This is a genomic window from Nocardia sp. CA-128927, from assembly GCF_050955855.1.
Classification (GTDB): Bacteria; Actinomycetota; Actinomycetes; order Mycobacteriales; family Mycobacteriaceae; genus Nocardia.
The window spans coordinates 3,495,373-3,513,219 of sequence record NZ_CP192087.1 but is presented as its reverse complement, the minus strand read 5'-3'; the positions used below and the strand labels follow the sequence as shown (position 1 = coordinate 3,513,219).

The window sequence follows — 17,847 nt, the reverse complement described above, 5'->3', positions numbered from 1 at the left end:
GACGGACGCAGTCCTTCAGCGCGCCGTGCCCCGTCACCCGCGGCGGCTACGGTCCACTCAGCGGACCCGGCCCTCACTTGGGAGCCAAGTTCTCCAACACGACCTCGGCGACCGCCTTCATAGTAGTCCGGCGGTCCATCGCGGTCCGCTGAATCCACTTGAAAGCCTGCGGCTCGGAAAGACCCTGCGTCTGCATCAGCACGCCCTTGGCCCGTTCCACCAGCTTGCGGGTCTCCAGCCGGTCGGACAGGTTCGCGACCTCGCCCTCCAGCGCGGTGATCTCATGGAAGCGGCTGGCCGCCAGCTCGATCGCGGGCACCAGATCCGACTTGGTGAACGGCTTCACCAGATACGCCATCGCGCCGGCATCGCGCGCCCGCTCGACCAGATCACGCTGGCTGAACGCGGTCAGAATCACCACCGGCGCAACACGTTTCGACGCGATCTCGGCCGCCGCATCGATACCGTCCCGGCGTGGCATCTTCACATCCATGATGACCAGGTCCGGGCGATGCTCCACCGCCAGATCCACCGCCTGCTGGCCGTCACCGGCCTCACCGACCACCAGATAGCCCTCTTCGGTCAGCATCTCGACCAGGTCCATGCGGATGAGCGCTTCATCCTCTGCGACGACAACCCGCTTCGCCCCCGCGTCGCGCTTGGTACTTGCGCCCCCTGCTGCTGTGCTCATGCCTGCACCTCGCTGACGCTCGGTTTCGGCATGCGCACGGCGCGCTGGCACATGATTCGCTCGCTGCGCTCACTCATAGGTAGACCCCTCTGGTTCAGATGCCTGTCCCGACACGCGGAAGGGTGGACGTTGGTCCAACTAGCCGACCATCGACCTCACCACCGCGCTATCGAGTGATGTAAAGAGTACCTTTCACTTCGGCATAGAACGCATATACCCAGGGCAAACCCCCTGCGCGCGCCGCCCGCCACAACCAGTTAGGTCCCAGCCCACCCCACCCGCTATCATTTCCTCCCGGTGCGCCGGGTTGGCGGAACTGGCAGACGCGACGGTCTCAAAAACCGTTGTCCGAAAGGACGTGTGGGTTCGAGTCCCACACTCGGCACTCGACGACGGGCGATCCCTGTTCGCGGAAGGCGCGAACCGGGGTCGTCTCGTCATTACACCGGGAGTGCGACCCTCAGACCCCGCTCGGCGGGGCTTCGCCCCCGAACCCCCTTGTTGTGGTTGCGTTTGTGGTCGAAGTTGGGGTCGCTTGTATGCCGCTTCGTAATGAATTCGGCGAGCTCCGTTATCCAACTGGGGATGCAAATCCAGCCCCCACTTCGCGAGTGTCGCCGCCAGACCCTCCCCCGCGTGGTCGCACATCCCGTCCGCGACGATGTCCCTCCTTTCCACATCTGCTGCGAGCGACTAACAACGATTACGGTCTCGTACCGCCACCTCTACAGGTCGCTACCGGCGACGCTCCCACATTGTTCCGTGGCCGAGCACGCTCAACTCGGTGTCGATCTGCTTCTACAAGGCCCTGATCCACTGAAAGCCGTCCTGACCAAGACAGTTTCGGAATCCGGCTGCTCTGTGGCCAACTCGAGTTCTTCGACCCTCAGCAACCGGAACTTCTCAATCGAGTTTGATACTGGCCCTTCAGGCCACCCCCAACCAATCGGCCCAATTTCCGTACTCGCGGGTCTCGTCGACAAGCGTCTCCCAACGTCGAACGTTACTGCGCCAATCACGATTTCCCACCCTAGCGCGCGGGCCCGGCGTGCCCACCTCCGTCGCTAGCGGCCATTCGGATGCATGGCCAGACAACCGCTGCGCAGTCCAACACCCGGTTCGACCAACCGCCTATAAGCGGGCCTTACCAGCGGTCAGCCAGGGCAAGCGAGCGCATTTGGAACATCCCATAATGCCAGGTGACGGCGATTCATATATCCTCGGAAGACAGCACCCAGGTCAGGAGCACCTGCCCGGGCAACTCCGACTTATAGGCCTCGGGCCGTAAACTCCAGAGTTTCGTTCCGGCGTCAAGCGCACCGGCGACCGTGTCGAAGAACGCGGTTAGGGTTGGGCCGCAAAGCGTTCCGTCGATGTCACCCGAACCGATGCCCATTTCGTAGACGTGGCCGTAGGTCGGCCCTGGCCGGTGGTCGACGAACAGGACACCGGCGTCGATGGAACGGGCGATCGGAACCCATTGATGAGCATGACCGATAAAGCTGTCTTCATCCCATCCAGCCGCGATGTTCACGGCACCGAACGAACCATCGGTGATCCGAGGCAATCTTGGTGACGTCCAGGAGCTGATACTTCAGCGGCAGGAATGCACCCGGCTCCTCGATGAACTCGCCATGCCTGGTCTCCGCGGTGCCGCCTTGTTCACCCTTCTCGGTGCTTTCGGTTCCACACTGGGGATGCTGGCCGGGTGTGCGCTGTGGAAGGCTTCCAACCTCTCTCTGGACGTCGAGATATACCGCCCCGACGGGGAGTACATTCAAGTGTCTCCTCCAGGCACAGTGGCGGAATTGCACGGACTACCCGGCCCGTGGACTCTGCTGCTGCTGGCAGTTGCAATCGGAGCCATCAGCGGGCTGGTGATCGCGTGGGTCTTGTCACGAACAGGCTGGCGGCTGGTACGTACGCCAGCGGCTACCGCCCCGCTCCACGACGAGTCACCAAGTGGAAGCAGCAGTGATGAGTGAAACAGGTACGGTCCGCGAATGGCACGCCGAGGAAGGCTGGGGCGTGATCGACGCCGCGTCGGTCCCCGGTGGATGCTGGGCGTGGTTCGCTGCGCTGAAGACCGGGCGCAGGCATCTGGTCGCCGGTGAGCAGGTGGAGTTCGAATGGGAGCCCGCCGAGCCGGACGGGTTCGAGTTCCGGGCACTGCGCCTGTGGCCCGCGGGAGCAAGTCCTGTCGAGCCACCTCTTGATCGCGACGCGGGAGTCACCACGATGGCCGCATGGGACATCGACCCCGAAACCTTGCAGCGCCATCGAGTAGACGAATAGACGATCTCAGTCGTCGGAATGTGCATCCCCACAGCGCATCGCCGACTTGGCGGCCCCGGACGCGTGCGCCGGGACCAAACACAAACTAGCTAGTAGGTGGTGCGCGGCAAGCTGAAGACGGCCCGCCGGGCACTGTTTCGGATACAGCCGGTGCTGGCAAGCGGGTGCAACACGAGCCGCATCCTGCTCGCCAGGACCGGACCGATGTCCACCGGCAACCACACCCTGTGCATGCGTGCCAGCCCAACCAACGAAGCCGTGTCCACGACCGCCCACACGTGCCGTTTTCGAGCGATTCAGTTGGATCATCCCGCATCCTGACTACAGTCAGAATGAGTGAGCTGTAACTAGCCGCTGGGCGCGCGGCTTGGATACGTTCGCCACCCCTTCTCCTCGGCTAGCGCCGAAGCTCGAGTGGCACCATGGACTCCGGTCGATGCGTTGCGACGATCGCGATGACTCGCTCGGATGTTTGGCTACGAGCAGTCGTAACGGTAGGTGTACGGGTAATACAGTTCGACGCTCACTGCCGCTGATGATCTTCAATGGGTCGGGCGGGTCGCTGAGGCTGAGCTGGGCACAGCGGGAAGGTCCGGGAACCCTACGCCCGGGAACAGAAGGTTCGGGGATCGAGCCCCTGATGGTGGAGGAGATCAGTCAGAGGAGGCGCATATGCTCTCCTCCATAGAGATGCCTTACGCGGCACTAGCTTCGGCGTGTCTTCGAACAAATGTCCGACGCTCGGCGCACATCGATGCCATGAGCGAAACCCGAACTGGTCGCGAGGACATCTTCGTCCCGCTGCGACTGGCTAACGACCGCAACGCAATCCGTGCCTTGATTACGAAGGCAATGGAGAACAGGCTGGCGAAGACGGACGAGTGGCCCGTAGAGATCGACGACCGGTCTGCCGGTGTCGCCGTCCGTGATGACCCTACTGTCATGAAGTACTCCGTCGGCTTCGGGACGGGACCATTCGGTGATCGCGTCTGGTTGTAGCGCCGCCGTCCACACCGCCTTCCGGCCCAGGCCGTGAGAGGTCGTGGAGCAGCCGGTATTGCCGAGAACAATGAAGAACCTTCGCGCAGGTCATCGGATATTTTCGCGAGCTTCTCCCAGGACAACGCATCCCGGCCGCAAGATCCTCGACACCTTCGAAGCTCGGGACCCGGCGGCATAACCACGACCGGCCTTCACTGTCACGACAATTGTCACAAGTACCGCGAACGCAGTCGGACAGACTCAAACACAGCCGGATGGAATCGCCAGGAAGCCAGACAACAACGACCGACCGGCGACCCTGAAACCGACCTGAGTCTGCCTCCGGAGCAGAAGACCGCCGCGATGCGTGAACATCCCAACCAACATGAATCACATTGGGAGCTTCAAGATATGGCTGCACAGCTCATCACTCTGGCTGGCGTGATCGTCGGAGCGCTCGCCACGTTTCTGAGTACGAGCTTGGCCGACCGGTCCAGGTTCCGGCGGGTGCTCGAGACTCGGTGGGACGAGCGGAAGCTCGACGTGTACGCGGAGTATGTGTCGTGTGTGAAGGCAGAGACTCGGATCGCTCGCAAGCACTCCGAGCCTGACATCGCTCGAGGCGAGTCGCTCACGATGAGTGACCTCGATGCGGCCGAGGCGCTGCGATCACATCTTTTCGAGAAACTCGTGCTTCTGGCCGATCCTCGTGTCACTGAGGCCGCGCACGTGGTCAATCGCGAGGTGTGGGACCTGCTGCGGATCGCGACGCACACCTCCACAGCCGACGAATCGAAACAAAGCTGGTGACAAGATCGTCGCTGCGCTCAATGACCTACACATCGCGGCCCGACGAGACCTCGGCATGCGAAACCTGCCCGCGCTCAGGACATGACACAGGCTGGATCTCAGTTGAGCTTCTTGCTCATCTTTATCGAGGTTGTCTCGTAGCCGAGGGACTTGTAGAGGTGTTGGGCGCCGGTGTTGAAACCGAAGACGCTGAGGCCGAGGGTTTGGGCGCCCTGGGATCGGGCGTATTCCTCGCCTAGGAGCATGGCCTTTCGGCCGAAGCCCTGGCCTCGTTTGTCTTCGTCGATGGTGATGTCCCAGATCCACCAGGCGTCGGGGTTGTCGCTGGTGTCCGGGCCGATCCAGAGGTAACCGACGTTGGCTCCGGTCTCATCGAGCACGTCGAAGACCGTGTGTCGTGGGCGTGGCGTGCCGGAGGGGAAGGAGCTGGCGAGGCTTTCGTCGGCATGGCGGTAGGCATCCTCGAGGGTCTGTCCTACGGCGACAAAATCTTTGGCGTACTCGTCCCGACTGTGCTCGAGCCAGGTAGGGAGGCGTCGGGGGTCCATGGGGCACAGGGCTACAGCCATCGAGCCAGCCTTCCACACCCTGGGCACCGCCAGCGTTCCGATTGGCTATCGAAAGTGGGGTGGGGTGGCCGATTTCCTTCGGGGTTGAAGGTTGAATCTTATACTGCGGCAAGCAGGTCGGACGGGACTGGTCGACAGGGCCGAGCTGCCGGGTAGTGCCGCTGGATCACTTTCGATGAGGAGTCAAACACCATGTCCGAGGAACGCACCCCGACGATCCGGACCGATATCCCGCATTCTGCCCGCATCTGGAATTACTGGATGGGGGGTAAGGACAACTATGAGATCGACCGGATCGTGGGGGACGCGAGTCTCGAGGTCGATCCGGACATCTCCACGATGGCGGTGCAGTCCCGCCAGTTCTTGATCCGCGCGGTGACGCACCTGGCCCGGGAGGCCGGTGTTCGCCAGTTCCTCGATATCGGCACTGGCCTGCCCACCATGCAGAACACGCACGAGGTCGCGCAGGCCGTGGCGCCGGACGCGAAAATCGTTTACGTGGATAACGATCCGTTGGTGCTGACGCACGCCAGGGCGTTGCTCAACAGCACCACCAACGAAGGTGTCACCACCTACATCGACTCGGACTACCACGAACCCGAGCAGATCATCTCCGACGCACGCAACGTGCTGAACTTCGACGAACCGATCGCGGTCATGTTCATGGGCGTGCTCGGCCACGCCAAGAGCTACGAGGAGATGCTGCGCATCGTGCGCACCGTGATGGGTGAGGTGCGGTCGGGCAGCTACCTGGTGCTGTGGGACGGCACCGACGACAGCAAGGCCTACGTCGCGCTGTGCGAGAACTACACCAACAGCGGCGGTGTGCCTTACGTTCCCCGCACGCAGGACCAGATCCGCGCCGCGTTCGACGGCCTCGAGCTGATCGAGCCCGGGTTCGTCTCGATCACCCAGTGGCGGCCCGCGGACACCGAAGTAGGCGAGGCCCAGCCGATCTCCGCCTACTGCGCGGTCGCCCGCAAACCCTGATCCGACGGCCGGATCGCCCGAGCCCCTGTTCGCGGATAGCGCGAACGGGGGCTCTCTCGTTATCGGACCTGGTTGCGGCATCGAACCGTTTCGTCGTCCGGCTCGTATTCACGCGTAGGGTGGGCAACAGGACGCCCAAATCAGCGGAGGTTGCGATGCGGGTGAACAGGACCACGGTGGATCTGGATGAGTATCCGGATCTTGTCGTCATCTATCTCGGCATGCGGGTACGCAAGCCGCGCGGCATGCTGCGGCTGCTCGGTCTCGGGCCGAAACTCTATAGCTCGCACCAGGATCGGCCGGACGGGCTGCTGTCGCACGAGGACGTGATCTGGTCGCTGTTCCCGCCACACTGGGGCGCTCGGCAGTACTGGCGCGATCTGGACAGCCTGGAGCAGTGGACGCGCTCGGCGCCGCACCGGGATTGGTGGCAGAAGTTCCTGCAGGACTCCGGCGGGACCGGGTTCTGGCATGAGGCGTACTTCATGCGCGGCGGCATCGACGCGATGTACGACGACATGGACGTCTCGACCGGCATGACGCGGTTCGCTCCGGTGATCTCCGCGCGCGGGCGGATGTTCTCCACCCGGGGCCGGGTGCAGCACGAGCCGGCCAAGGTCGCCCCGGTGGTGGACGAAAAGACTTACTACAGTGGCGAACTCGATTAGTTACCAAGACGAACAGTTTTTAGCTACGCTGGCGTATCACGGCGCAATCACAACACGGTGTTTCAGAGCGGGACCCCCCGGGGTAAGTGCACAGGGACACAGTCGAACATGATCGTTTATAAATGCGACGCACACCTCATGTGCGCCGCACCTCGTGTACGGCACTTGACCTGTAGATGAATATTGCTCCAGACAGCGTGTTTCGGAGGTTTTCGGACATCGGCAGCGTTATCGAACGTTTACCGTATTCCTATGCACGTCCTGTTCGTCTGCAACGGCAATGTTTGTCGTTCGGTGATAGCCGAGCGCCTCACCCGCGCGCTCGCGGTCGAACACGCCCTGCCGAACCTCACCGCGGAGAGCGCGGGAACCCGTGCCCTGGTGGGCTTCCCGGCCGAACCGCTCGCCGCGCAGGCCATCGAGGGCCTCGGCGCGGACGCGAGCAACTTCAAGGCCAGGCGGCTGAAGGACGAGATGGTCGACAACGCCGATCTGGTACTGACCATGACCCAGCAGATCCGCGACACCGTGAGCGAGATGGGCTTCGGCGTCGCGTCGCGCACCTTCGCCCTGCTGGAAGCGCACCGGATCGCGCACGTGACCGGGGCGCGCTCGATCGCCGAGCTGCACCGGGCCCGCAACGACCTGTCGATCGTCGGCCGGGAGAACATCACCGACCCGGTCGGGCTGTCCGAGCAGGCCTACTGCGAGGTGGGCGACCGGATCGCCGAGGCCCTGGTGCCGCTGCTGCTCGCGCTGGCCCCGCATGAGCAGACCCGACCGGTCGCGGACGAGCGTCCCGGCCTGGTGATCGAGCCCGGCGAGGGCGCCCCGCCGCTGGCGTCTTTTCTGGCGGCGCACCGCATCAGGTAGTCTTCCGACACAGCAAATACCACGCTCCGACACAGCAATGCAGAGCTGCTATGTCCATTTCCCCGCCGGACGTATTACACTCCCGCGGACACCAACTTCCACCGTTGCTGGTTCGACACACGACAGGAATAGACATGCCGAAACGCATTTCGGATGTTTCGCTCCATGTGTATGTGACACCGGAAACCCTCGAACGAGTCGTCGAGACCGTGCGCGAGGTTGTGGACGACCACCTGCAGGACCGCGAGGTGTTCGCGTGGCGCTTCACGCTGCCGGTGGACACCGACGATCCGATCCACCTGACCCTCGAAACCCAGTGGCGGATGGAGCATCCCGACGCCGAGCCGGGCGACCGGGGCACCTACGAGATCGCGCTCAGCCTGGTCGGCGCGCCCACCGAACTCACCGACGCGGATATAGCCGGGCTGGAACAGCAACTGCTGCACGGGATCTACGGCAGCGCACGCACCGAGCCGGGCCAGAACATCCCGTTCTCGATCAAGGCCAGGCAGCGCGCCGACGTGGACCTCGATATCGAGCGCGAGCGGATCTGACCCGCCGAAACGACTGCGCCGCACCGCTTCCCGGTAGTTCCTCCGGGAAGCGGTGCGGCGAACTTCAGCGAGCGGTTACCGCTGTTGCGCGGACGGCTTGGCCCGCGCCGGGAAGTGCCGAATCAGCCCCTCCTGCACGGTGGTCGCCAGCAGCTCCCCGTCGCGAGAGAAGAAGCGACCGGTAGCCAGGCCACGCGAACCCGAAGCGACCGGGGATTCGGTGGCGTAGAGCGCCCACTCGTCGAAGCGGAACGGCCGGTGGAACCAGATCGAATGGTTCACCGTCGCCGCCACGATCCGGTCAAGTCCCCAGGAAAGTCCGTGCGTGGTGATGACCGAATCCAGCAGCGTGGTGTCGGACGAATAACCCAATGCCGCGACATGCAGCAGCGGATCGTCGGGCAACCGCCCGTCCGTGCGCATCCACACCCGATTGTGGTTGAGCCGCTTCCCCGTGCCCTTCATGATCCAGGCAGGATCGTTGGCATAGCGCATGTCGATCGGGTGCGGCGCTTGGATGAACATCGCCAGCTTGTCTTCCAAACCTTCGAAGCTCTCCTCGACGCGCGACAGCGTCTCCGGGTCCGGCACGTCGGGCAACGGTTGCCCGTGCTCGAGGCCCTCGTTCCAGTCCTGGAACGCCGCGAGCATCACGAATAGCTCTTGATCGTCTTGCAGGGCGGTGACTGTGCGGTTGGCGAACGTGCGGCCGTCGCGGTGCCGGTCCACCCGGTACTCGATCGGCTTCGTCGTATCGCCGCCGCGCACGAAATGCGCGTTGATCGCGTGCACCGGACGGTCACCGACCGTGCGACCCGCCGCGATGATCGCCTGCGCGACGAGCTGGCCGCCGAACGTGCGGATCCACACCTTCTCCGGATGTTGCCCGACGAACACGTCCTCGTCCATCTGCTCCAGATCGAGCAGACCGAGTAAAACGTCCAGATCAGACTTCCCAGCCGCCGACGAATCGACGACCGACCCTCCAAGAGAGCTATTCACGTTTAATGATCCTCCTCACCGATGCGATGCACGTGGATCAGGTTGGTGGAACCGACCGTACCCGGCGGAGAGCCGGCCACGATTACCACGAGGTCACCCTTTTGGTATCGCTCCATGGACAGCAGTGCTACATCGACCTGGTGGATCATAGCGTCGGTGGTGTCCACCATCGGCACGATGAAGGTCTCGGTACCCCAGGTCATTGCGAGCTGGCTGCGCACCTCCGGCAGCGGGGTGAACGCCAGCAGCGGCAGCGGGGTGTGCAGCCGGGCCAGGCGACGCACCGTGTCACCGGACTGGGTGAATGCGACCAGTGCCTTCGCGTTGAGCCGCTCGCCGATGTCGCGGGCGGCGTAGGAGATGACACCGCGCTTGGTGCGCGGCACGTGGGTCAGCGGTGGCACCCTGGTCGATTCGGTTTCCACCGCGTGCACGATGCGCGCCATGGTGCGCACCGTCTCGATCGGCCAGGCGCCGACCGAGGTCTCGCCGGAGAGCATCACCGCGTCGGCGCCGTCGAGCACCGCGTTCGCGACGTCGGAGGCCTCGGCCCTGGTGGGGCGCGAGTTCTCGATCATCGACTCCAGCATCTGGGTCGCCACGATCACCGGCTTGGCGTTCTCGCGGGCCATCTGGATGGCCCGCTTCTGCACGAGCGGCACCTGCTCCAGCGGCAGCTCGACGCCGAGGTCACCGCGGGCGACCATGACCGCGTCGAACGCGAGCACGATGGCTTCCAGGTTGTCGATTGCCTCCGGCTTCTCCAGCTTGGCGATCACCGGCACCCGGCGGTTGACCCGATCCATGATGTCGTGCACGAGCTCGATATCGGACGGGGACCGCACGAACGACAGCGCGATGAAGTCGACGCCGAGGTTCAGCGCGAATTCCAGGTCCTCGATGTCCTTTTCGGACAGTGCGGGCACCGAGACATCCATGCCCGGCAGCGAAACGCCCTTGTTGTTGGAGACCGGTCCACCCTCGGTGACCCGACAGACGACGTCGTTGCCGTCCACCCGAATGACCGTCAGACCGACCTTGCCGTCGTCGACGAGCAGTCGGTCGCCCGCCTTCGCGTCCTGCGCGAGTTCCTTGTATGTAGTCGAAACACGGTCGTGGGTGCCGTCGACCTCGTCGACGGTGATCCGGACCTCTTCACCCGTCGCCCAGACGGTCTTGCCCTCGATGAATCGGCCGAGCCGGATCTTCGGTCCCTGGAGGTCGGCGAGAATGCCGACCGCTCTGCCGAGGTGATCGGAGGCCGCCCGCACCTTCTTGTAGTTCTCTGCGTGATCCGCGTGTTCGCCGTGACTGAAGTTCAGTCGAGCCACGTCCATGCCGCTCTCGACGAGTTCGCGGATACGGTCCTCGGTGGCAGTAGCCGGGCCGAGCGTGCACACAATCTTCGTCCGTCGCATCACGGGTAGAGCCTAGTCCCGACTGGTACCCGAGGCCGCCTGTGCCCCAGGTGAAAGCTGAGTGAAAAAATGAACCGCGACTTGGTGAAACCTACGAAACGTTACGCATTATGCAACGCCCCTGGCCAGCGTCGTATAAGAGAAACAACGGCACTCAAATGTTACTCGGTAGTAGTTATTTCCGGTGCCGAATCGGGGGAAATCCGGCACCGGTCGGTCAGGTTGCCACGTGCCGGGCGAGGCGCGTTTCCAGCCTGGTCTGACCGAAGCCGAGGATCAGGCAGATGACCCAGTAGTAGATCGCCGCGACGCCGTACAGCGCGAAGAAATCGAAGGTCGGTGCGGCGGCCAGCTGTGCGACGCGCAGCAGTTCGGTCACCAGGATCGTCGAGGCGAGCGAGGTGTCCTTGACCAACGAGATCAACGTGTTGGACAGCGGCGGGACCGCGATGCGGGAGGCCTGCGGCAGAATGATCAACCGCATCATCTGCCAATACGTCAGGCCCATCGCCTGCGAGGCCTCCCACTGCCCCTTCGCGACGCTGAGAATCGACGCGCGCACGATCTCGGCCGCGTAGCCGCCGACATTGAGGCTGAACGCGATCACCGCCGCCGGGAACGGATCGATCACGAGGCCGAACTGCGGCAGCGCATAGAACACGATGAACAGCTGCACCAGCAGCGGCGTGCCCCGGATGACCGAGATGTAGAACCGGGCAGCCGCCGACAGCGGCCACATCGGTGACATCCGGGCCAACGCCACGAACAGCGCGATCGCCAAGCCGATGACGAAGCTGACCGCGGTGAGCGGCAGCGTCATCTTGAGAGTGGCCTGCAGCATCGGCCACAGGTTGTGCCAGATCAGTTCCCGGGTAGCGGCATCCATGGAGGGTGTCGGCTACTTGCTGACGTCGGTGCCGAAGTACTTGTCCGAGAGCTTGGCCAGGGTGCCGTCGGCGCGCAGCTCCGTCAGCGCCTTGTCCACGTCCTTGATCAGCGCGTCGTCCTTGCGGGCGGCGAAGGCCTGCTGACTGGTCTCGCCGGTCTTGCCGGAGACCTTCACGCCGGTGTCGCCGGTCTTCTTGGTGTACTCGGCGACGGCGAGGGTGTCGTTGACGGTGGCGTCGACGCGGCCGTTCTTCAGCAGCTGGATGGCCTGCACGAAGCCCTCCACCGCCTCGACCTTCGCGCCCGCGCCGGAGGCGACCTTGCCCCAGTTGCTGGTCGCGGACTGGGCGCAGGTCTTGCCCTTCAGGTCAGCGAGGGTGGTGATGGCGTTGTTGTCGCTACGGGTGACGATCACGCCGTCGGAGGTGGTGTACGGGGCGGACAGCGCGTACTTGTTCTTGCGCTCGTCGTTGATCGTCACCTGGTTGGCGACCAGGTCGAAGCGCTTGGACTCGAGCCCGGCGAAGATGGCGTCCCACGGGGTCTGCACGAATTCGACCTTCTTGCCGAGCTTCTCGCCGACCGCCTGGATCACCTCGATGTCGTAGCCGGTGATCTTGCCGTCGGCACCCTGGAAGCTGAACGGGGAGTAGGTGCCTTCGGTGCCGACCTTCAACACGTTCGGATCGCTGCTGCTACCGCAGGCGGTGAGCCCGGTGGCGGCGACGATGGCGAGCATGGCGGCGGCGAACAGCTTGCGACGCACGGGTTCCCTCTCTTCGGTGTACGGGACAACCCGCACACAACACGCAAATCCGGCTCATGCTACGCCGGGTGTTATGCGAAGGACCCTATATCGATCATGGTGCGCGAAAGGGTTGTACTCGCCGAATTCGAGGGCGCGTCGCGGGGCCGTGCCCCTATTTCTCGGGGCTCTGACCTGCGTCGACCGCGCTCGGGAACGCCGAACGGGCACCGCCGGATCGGCGATGCCCGTTGTCTTTCGGCGGTGACTCAGTCGCGCAGCGGGCGACCGTCGCTGTCGGGCACCTTGCCGACCAGCATCATGATGCCGTCGACCAGCGGCCAGATGCCGCCGATGCCACAGGTCAACCAGGTAACCGCGATCTGGGCGATGGCGATGCCGGTGTGGCCGGTGTAGAAACGGCCGACGCCGAACGCGCCGAGGAAGATCTGCAGCAGGCCCGCGATCAGCTTCTGCTTGTCCGAGAACGGAACACCGAACTGGTCCCGCCCCCACGGCGCTTCCAGGTCGTTCGGGTTGTAGCCCTGCGGGCCGTACTGCCCGGCCGGCGGGTAGCCGCCCGGCTGCTGGCCATACGGGGCCTGCTGGCCGTACTGCGGCTGCGCGTACGGGTCGGCCGGGGGCTGCTGCGCGTACGGCTGCGAGTCGTACTGCGGCAGCGCCGACGTGTCCTGCGGCTTGTTCAGATCCGGCCCCGTACCGGGCGGACCGTACTGGGGCCCGCCGAATCCTGGGTTGTTCTGCTGGTAGGGGTCGGTCACCAATGTCCTCCTCATTCGTGCTGGGCACCCTCTGCCCGGCATCGATCGATCCGCCGAGCGGGAAGCTGCTCGCGACGATCACGAGACATTCTGGTCGGACCGGTGCGATTTGTCGCCCCGTAACCCTCGGCACTCCCCCGGGTTATCGCAGGTGATGCGCCATTGTTATCGGCGACGGGAAATTCGGAGCAACCTCGGAGGCGGATACGGCCGGTGCCGCCGCGTAATCGGCGGCGGCACCGTCGTATTCAGGACTTGTCGGAGTCCGTGGCCTGCTTCGAGGCGGTCTTCAGCGAGACCGTGCTCTCGGTGGACTCGGCGACCTTGTCCACGTCGGTGCTGGTTGCGGCATCGTCGGACGCGTCATCGGCATCCTTGTCGAGAACAACCGTGTCGCTCGACTCGTCGGCCTCGATGTTGTCGGTGGCCGTCGCGTCGTCGGTGGCCGCGGCCGAATCCTTTTCCAGCTCAACCCGGTCCGCGGCGAGCGCTGCCTCGGATGCGGCGCTTGCCGCGCGCACCTTGCCGATCTGCCACGGCCACGGTCGCCGTTCCGCCGACGGCTGTAACTGCTCGGCGGTCTCGCGACCCTTGGTCGCGAACACGAAATAGGCGATGGCCGCGAGGAATACGACCGCGGAGGTGAACGAGTTGATGCGGATGCCCGCGATCTTGGTGGCCTCGTCGTCGCGCATCAGCTCGACGAAGAAGCGGCCGAAGCTGTAGCCCGCGACGTACAGCGCGAACAGTCGGCCGTGGCCGATCCGGTAGCGCTTGTCCAGCTGCACCAGCGCGATCACGATCAGCACGTTCCAGATCAGCTCGTACAGGAACGTCGGGTGCACGACCTTGTCGACGACGCCGTTGGAGACGCCGTTCATCGCGTCCGGCTTCAGGTTGTCGTTGTAGCGGAAGTAGATCTCCAGGCCCCACGGCAGCTCGGTCTTGCGGCCGTACAGCTCCTGGTTGAAGTAGTTGCCGAGGCGGCCGATGGCCTGGGCCAGCAGGATCGGCGGGGCGATCGCATCACCCAACGCGGGCAACGGGATTCGATACACCCGGCAGCCGATCCAGGCGCCGACGCCGCCGAGCAGCACCGCGCCCCAGATGCCGAGGCCGCCGTTCCAGATCTCCAGCGCGGCCTTGGGGTCGCCGTCGGGGCCGAAGTACTTCTGCCAGTCGGTGGCGACGTGATAGAGCCTGCCGCCGACCAGACCGAACGGCACCGCGAACATCGCGACGTCCAGGATCGCGCCCTGTTGTCCGCCGCGGTCGCGCCAGCGCCGCTCGCCCCACCAGATGGCGACGATGATGCCGATGATGATGCACAGCGCGTAGGCCCGCAGCGGGAATGGGCCGATGTGCCACACGCCCTGCGGGGGGCTGGGTATGTACGCCAGGACTCGTAAGGTCACGGGGCCACCGTAGCGGAGAACGTCACCGGCACTGGAACCACCGCACCGTCGCGGGCTTCCCCAGACTCGGGAGCGTCGAGCTGCCCTAGGAGGTGACGGTCGCCGAACGCACGCCCTCGGCCAGCTCGGCGGTCAGCGCGCGAACCGCGTCGAGGCTCTCACCGGCCGCACTCACCAGCGCCGAACCCACGATGACTCCGTCTGCGTAGGAAGCGATTTCGGCCGCCTGCGCACCCGAGCGGACGCCGAGGCCGACGCCGATCGGGATGTCGGAATGGGCCCGGATCCGCGCGCACAGCGCGGGCGCGGCGGAAGACACCGCGTCCCGGGCGCCGGTGACACCCATGGTCGAGGCCGCGTACACGAAGCCACGCGACGCCTCCAGGGTCTTCACCAGACGCTCCTCGGTGGAGGACGGCGCGACCAGGAAGATGCGGTCCAGGTTGTGCGTGGACGAGGCGATGAACCAGTCGTCGGCCTCTTCCGGAATGAGGTTCGGCGTGATGATGCCCGCGCCGCCCGCACCGGCGAGGTCACGCGCGAAACGGTCAACGCCGTAGGCCAGCACCGGGTTCCAGTAACTCATCACCACGGCCTGGCCGCCCGCCGAGGTGATCGCCTCGACAACGGAGAACACGTCGCGCACCCGCACACCACCGCGCAATGCCTGCTCGGCGGCGGCCTGGATGGTCGGGCCGTCCATCACCGGATCGGAGTAGGCGACGCCGACTTCGATGATGTCGCAACCGGATTCGACCATGGCGCGGCAGACCTCGATGGAACCGGCCAGGTCGGGATAGCCCGCGGGCAGGTAGCCGATCAGCGCCGCACGGCCCTCACTGCGCGTCGCGGCAAAGGTGTTCGCAAGACGGGACTGCTGGCTCACGACTGCACCTCGCTAGCGCTCGGCTCCGTCGACGCCACAGGCGCTGTATCCATGGTTCGCTCGCTACGCTCCCTCACGACTGCACTGCTCCTTCATCGAACAGCCCGAACCAGCGCGCCGCCGTATCCATGTCCTTGTCACCGCGGCCGGACAGGTTCACCAGGATGATCGCGCCGGGGCCGAGTTCCTTACCCAGTTGCAGCGCGCCCGCTACCGCGTGGGCCGACTCGATCGCGGGGATGATGCCCTCGCGGCGGCTCAGCAGCAGCAGCGCGTCCATCGCCTCGGTGTCGGTGATCGGGCGGTATTCCGCGCGGCCGATGTCCTTGAGCAGCGCGTGCTCGGGGCCGACGCCCGGGTAGTCCAGACCGGCCGAGATGGAGTGCGACTCGATGGTCTGGCCGTCCTCGTCCTGCAGCAGGTACGAGTAGGCGCCCTGGAACGCGCCGGGCGTGCCGCCGGTGAAAGTGGCGGCGTGCCTGCCGGTTTCGACGCCGTCACCGGCCGCTTCGTAGCCGATCAGCCGGACGTCGGGGTCGTCGAGGAAGGCGTGGAAGATGCCGATGGCGTTGGAACCGCCGCCGACGCAGGCCACGACGGCGTCGGGCAGCTTGCCGGTCGATTCCTGCACCTGCACCCGGGCTTCCAGGCCGATGACGCGCTGGAAGTCGCGCACCAGCATGGGGAACGGGTGCGGGCCCGCGGCGGTGCCGAAGCAGTAGTAGGTGTCGTCGGCGTTGCTGACCCAGTCGCGCAGCGCTTCGTTGATCGCGTCCTTGAGCGTCTGCGAGCCGGTGGTCACCGAGATCACCTCGGCGCCGAGCAGCCGCATCCTGGCCACGTTGAGTGCCTGGCGCGCGGTGTCGACGGCGCCCATGTAGATGACACAGTCCAGGCCGAGCAGCGCGCACGCGGTGGCGGTGGCGACGCCGTGCTGTCCGGCGCCGGTCTCCGCGATGACTCGGGTCTTGCCCATGCGCTTGGCGAGCAGGGCCTGGCCGAGCACGTTGTTGATCTTGTGAGAACCGGTGTGGTTCAGGTCTTCTCGCTTGAGCAGGATGCGCGCGCCACCCGCGTGCTCGGCGATCCTGGTGCATTCGAACACCGGCGACGGACGCCCGGTGTAGTCACGCTGCAGTCGGTCGAGCTCGTTGAGGAAGTCCGGGTCGAGCCGGGACTTCTCGTACATCGCGGTGACGTCTTCGATGACCGCCATCAGCGCTTCCGGCACGTGCCTGCCGCCGTAGACGCCGAAGTGGCCGCCGGTGTCCGGCTCGTGCTTGCTGCGGTGCGCGACGCCTTCGCTGGCCTTGGGTAGTTCCGTCACTCCGGTCACCGGCCCCGTCGCGCCGGCTTCGGGCAGGACGGGTGGGTTCCTGCGGTGACCAGCTCGGACACGGCCGCGCGCGGATCACCACTGGTGACCAGACCCTCGCCGACGAGCACGGCGTCCGCGCCCGCGCCGGCATAGGCCAGCAGGTCGGCGGTACCGCGGATGCCGGATTCGGCGATCCGGATGACCTCGGTGGGCAGGCCGGGCGCGATCCGGGCGAACACGTCCCGATCGACCTCGAGAGTCTTGAGGTTGCGGGCGTTCACGCCGATCACCGAGGCGCCTGCCTCGAGCGCGCGGTCGGCCTCTTCCTCGGTGTGCACCTCGACGAGCGCGGTCATGCCGAGCGATTCGGTGCGGTCGATCAGCGAGGACAGCACGTCCTGCTCCAGCGCCGCGACGATCAGCAGGATCACGTCGGCGCCGTGCGCGCGGGCCTCGTGGATCTGGTACGGCCCGACGACGAAGTCCTTGCGCAGGATCGGGATACTCACGGTGGCGCGGACCGCGTCCAGGTCTTCTAACGACCCGTGGAAGCGGCGGCCTTCGGTCAGCACGCTGATGATCCGGGCGCCGCCGTCCTCGTACGACTTGGCCAGACTGGCCGGGTCGGGGATGTCGGCGAGTTCGCCCTTGGAGGGGCTGGCCCGCTTCACCTCGGCGATGACGCCGATGCCGTCTTCGAGGAGGGCCGCACGCGCGTCGAGCGGGCTGTTGGCCGCCGCGGCGGCCGCCTTGATCGCCTGGAAATCGAGGAGGGCTTCCCGCGCGGCCACATCCGCGCGGACCCCGTCGAGAATCGAGTCGAGTACCGTCATCTGGCTCGAATCCTTTCTGGGGAGACGGACTTGCTGCCTGAGAATCTCCCCAGGCGCTGTCTCACCGATGCTGACAAAGAATAAATGGCCGTACCGGCCGCGTTTGCGCCGGGGCATGTTGTGGACCAG

The 17,847-nt window shown here is 65.2% G+C and carries 19 protein-coding genes and 1 tRNA gene; 8 read left to right on the top strand and 12 right to left on the bottom strand.

The window, feature by feature from the left end; all coding sequences use genetic code 11:
* Positions 1-73: 73 nt before the first annotated feature.
* Positions 74-691, bottom strand: coding sequence for an ANTAR domain-containing response regulator (locus ACQPW1_RS16625; protein WP_150406672.1), 618 nt, complete (start codon positions 689-691; stop codon positions 74-76).
* A gap of 301 nt (positions 692-992) precedes the next feature.
* Here ACQPW1_RS16625 and ACQPW1_RS16620 point away from each other — a divergent pair.
* Positions 993-1,076 (top strand) — tRNA-Leu (locus ACQPW1_RS16620).
* A gap of 825 nt (positions 1,077-1,901) precedes the next feature.
* Here ACQPW1_RS16620 and ACQPW1_RS16615 read toward each other — a convergent pair.
* The gene (locus tag ACQPW1_RS16615) at positions 1,902-2,225 is read right to left on the bottom strand and encodes a hypothetical protein (protein WP_433663600.1); all 324 of its coding nucleotides are present in this window, start codon (positions 2,223-2,225) and stop codon (positions 1,902-1,904) included.
* A 443-nt stretch (positions 2,226-2,668) separates the two neighbouring features.
* Here ACQPW1_RS16615 and ACQPW1_RS16610 point away from each other — a divergent pair, with 443 nt between their 5' ends.
* The 3 genes from ACQPW1_RS16610 to ACQPW1_RS16600 all read left to right on the top strand — a co-directional run bounded on the left by ACQPW1_RS16610 (position 2,669) and on the right by ACQPW1_RS16600 (position 4,777).
* Complete coding sequence (locus tag ACQPW1_RS16610) at positions 2,669-2,986, top strand: hypothetical protein (RefSeq protein ID WP_433663599.1); 318 nt, start codon at positions 2,669-2,671, stop codon at positions 2,984-2,986.
* A gap of 672 nt (positions 2,987-3,658) precedes the next feature.
* Positions 3,659-3,985 (top strand): hypothetical protein, encoded by a 327-nt coding sequence (locus ACQPW1_RS16605; protein ID WP_433663598.1) that lies wholly within the window; start codon positions 3,659-3,661, stop codon positions 3,983-3,985.
* A gap of 345 nt (positions 3,986-4,330) precedes the next feature.
* Positions 4,331-4,777: a hypothetical protein gene (locus ACQPW1_RS16600; protein WP_433663597.1), complete on the top strand. Its 447-nt coding sequence runs from the start codon at positions 4,331-4,333 to the stop codon at positions 4,775-4,777.
* Between the two features lie 98 nt (positions 4,778-4,875).
* On the opposite strand, the gene ACQPW1_RS16595 is transcribed toward ACQPW1_RS16600, so the two are convergent.
* Positions 4,876-5,346, bottom strand: coding sequence for a GNAT family N-acetyltransferase (locus tag ACQPW1_RS16595; RefSeq protein WP_433663596.1), 471 nt, complete (start codon positions 5,344-5,346; stop codon positions 4,876-4,878).
* A 192-nt stretch (positions 5,347-5,538) separates the two neighbouring features.
* On the opposite strand from ACQPW1_RS16595, the gene ACQPW1_RS16590 reads away from it, so the two are divergent.
* From ACQPW1_RS16590 to ACQPW1_RS16575, 4 genes are all read left to right on the top strand, one after another.
* Positions 5,539-6,336, top strand: a complete 798-nt coding sequence (locus ACQPW1_RS16590; RefSeq protein WP_433663595.1) for an SAM-dependent methyltransferase — start codon at positions 5,539-5,541, stop codon at positions 6,334-6,336.
* Between the two features lie 155 nt (positions 6,337-6,491).
* The gene (locus ACQPW1_RS16585; RefSeq protein ID WP_433663594.1) at positions 6,492-7,004 is read left to right on the top strand and encodes a monooxygenase family protein; all 513 of its coding nucleotides are present in this window, start codon (positions 6,492-6,494) and stop codon (positions 7,002-7,004) included.
* A 252-nt stretch (positions 7,005-7,256) separates the two neighbouring features.
* Positions 7,257-7,877, top strand: coding sequence for a low molecular weight phosphatase family protein (locus ACQPW1_RS16580; RefSeq protein WP_433663593.1), 621 nt, complete (start codon positions 7,257-7,259; stop codon positions 7,875-7,877).
* Positions 7,878-8,011: 134 nt separating this feature from the next.
* Positions 8,012-8,431: a hypothetical protein gene (locus tag ACQPW1_RS16575; RefSeq protein WP_433663592.1), complete on the top strand. Its 420-nt coding sequence runs from the start codon at positions 8,012-8,014 to the stop codon at positions 8,429-8,431.
* Between the two features lie 75 nt (positions 8,432-8,506).
* Here ACQPW1_RS16575 and ACQPW1_RS16570 read toward each other — a convergent pair whose 3' ends face one another.
* The 9 genes from ACQPW1_RS16570 to trpC all read right to left on the bottom strand — a co-directional run bounded on the left by ACQPW1_RS16570 (position 8,507) and on the right by trpC (position 17,718).
* Complete coding sequence (locus ACQPW1_RS16570) at positions 8,507-9,340, bottom strand: acyl-CoA thioesterase (protein ID WP_433665258.1); 834 nt, start codon at positions 9,338-9,340, stop codon at positions 8,507-8,509.
* Positions 9,341-9,435: 95 nt separating this feature from the next.
* On the bottom strand, positions 9,436-10,854 hold the full coding sequence (pyk, locus tag ACQPW1_RS16565; RefSeq protein ID WP_433663591.1) for a pyruvate kinase: 1,419 nt from the start codon (positions 10,852-10,854) through the stop codon (positions 9,436-9,438).
* Positions 10,855-11,068: 214 nt separating this feature from the next.
* Positions 11,069-11,737, bottom strand: a complete 669-nt coding sequence (locus tag ACQPW1_RS16560; RefSeq protein ID WP_433663590.1) for an amino acid ABC transporter permease — start codon at positions 11,735-11,737, stop codon at positions 11,069-11,071.
* Positions 11,738-11,749: 12 nt separating this feature from the next.
* Entirely contained in the window at positions 11,750-12,478 is a 729-nt protein-coding gene (locus ACQPW1_RS16555) for an amino acid ABC transporter substrate-binding protein (protein ID WP_433665257.1), read from the bottom strand.
* A 275-nt stretch (positions 12,479-12,753) separates the two neighbouring features.
* Positions 12,754-13,266 carry an NINE protein gene (locus ACQPW1_RS16550; RefSeq protein WP_433663589.1) on the bottom strand — a complete coding sequence of 171 codons (513 nt, stop codon included), beginning with the start codon at positions 13,264-13,266 and terminating at the stop codon, positions 12,754-12,756.
* Positions 13,267-13,514: 248 nt separating this feature from the next.
* Entirely contained in the window at positions 13,515-14,681 is a 1,167-nt protein-coding gene (gene lgt, locus ACQPW1_RS16545) for a prolipoprotein diacylglyceryl transferase (RefSeq protein ID WP_433663588.1), read from the bottom strand.
* A gap of 85 nt (positions 14,682-14,766) precedes the next feature.
* A complete protein-coding gene (trpA, locus tag ACQPW1_RS16540) occupies positions 14,767-15,567 on the bottom strand; it encodes a tryptophan synthase subunit alpha (RefSeq protein WP_433663587.1) in 801 nt (266 codons plus the stop codon).
* Positions 15,568-15,640: 73 nt separating this feature from the next.
* Positions 15,641-16,903, bottom strand: a complete 1,263-nt coding sequence (trpB, locus tag ACQPW1_RS16535) for a tryptophan synthase subunit beta (protein WP_433663586.1) — start codon at positions 16,901-16,903, stop codon at positions 15,641-15,643.
* Positions 16,900-17,718 carry an indole-3-glycerol phosphate synthase TrpC gene (gene trpC, locus ACQPW1_RS16530; protein ID WP_357391335.1) on the bottom strand — a complete coding sequence of 273 codons (819 nt, stop codon included), beginning with the start codon at positions 17,716-17,718 and terminating at the stop codon, positions 16,900-16,902. The genes trpB and trpC overlap by 4 nt, the downstream gene beginning before the upstream one ends.
* Positions 17,719-17,847 lie beyond the last annotated feature (129 nt).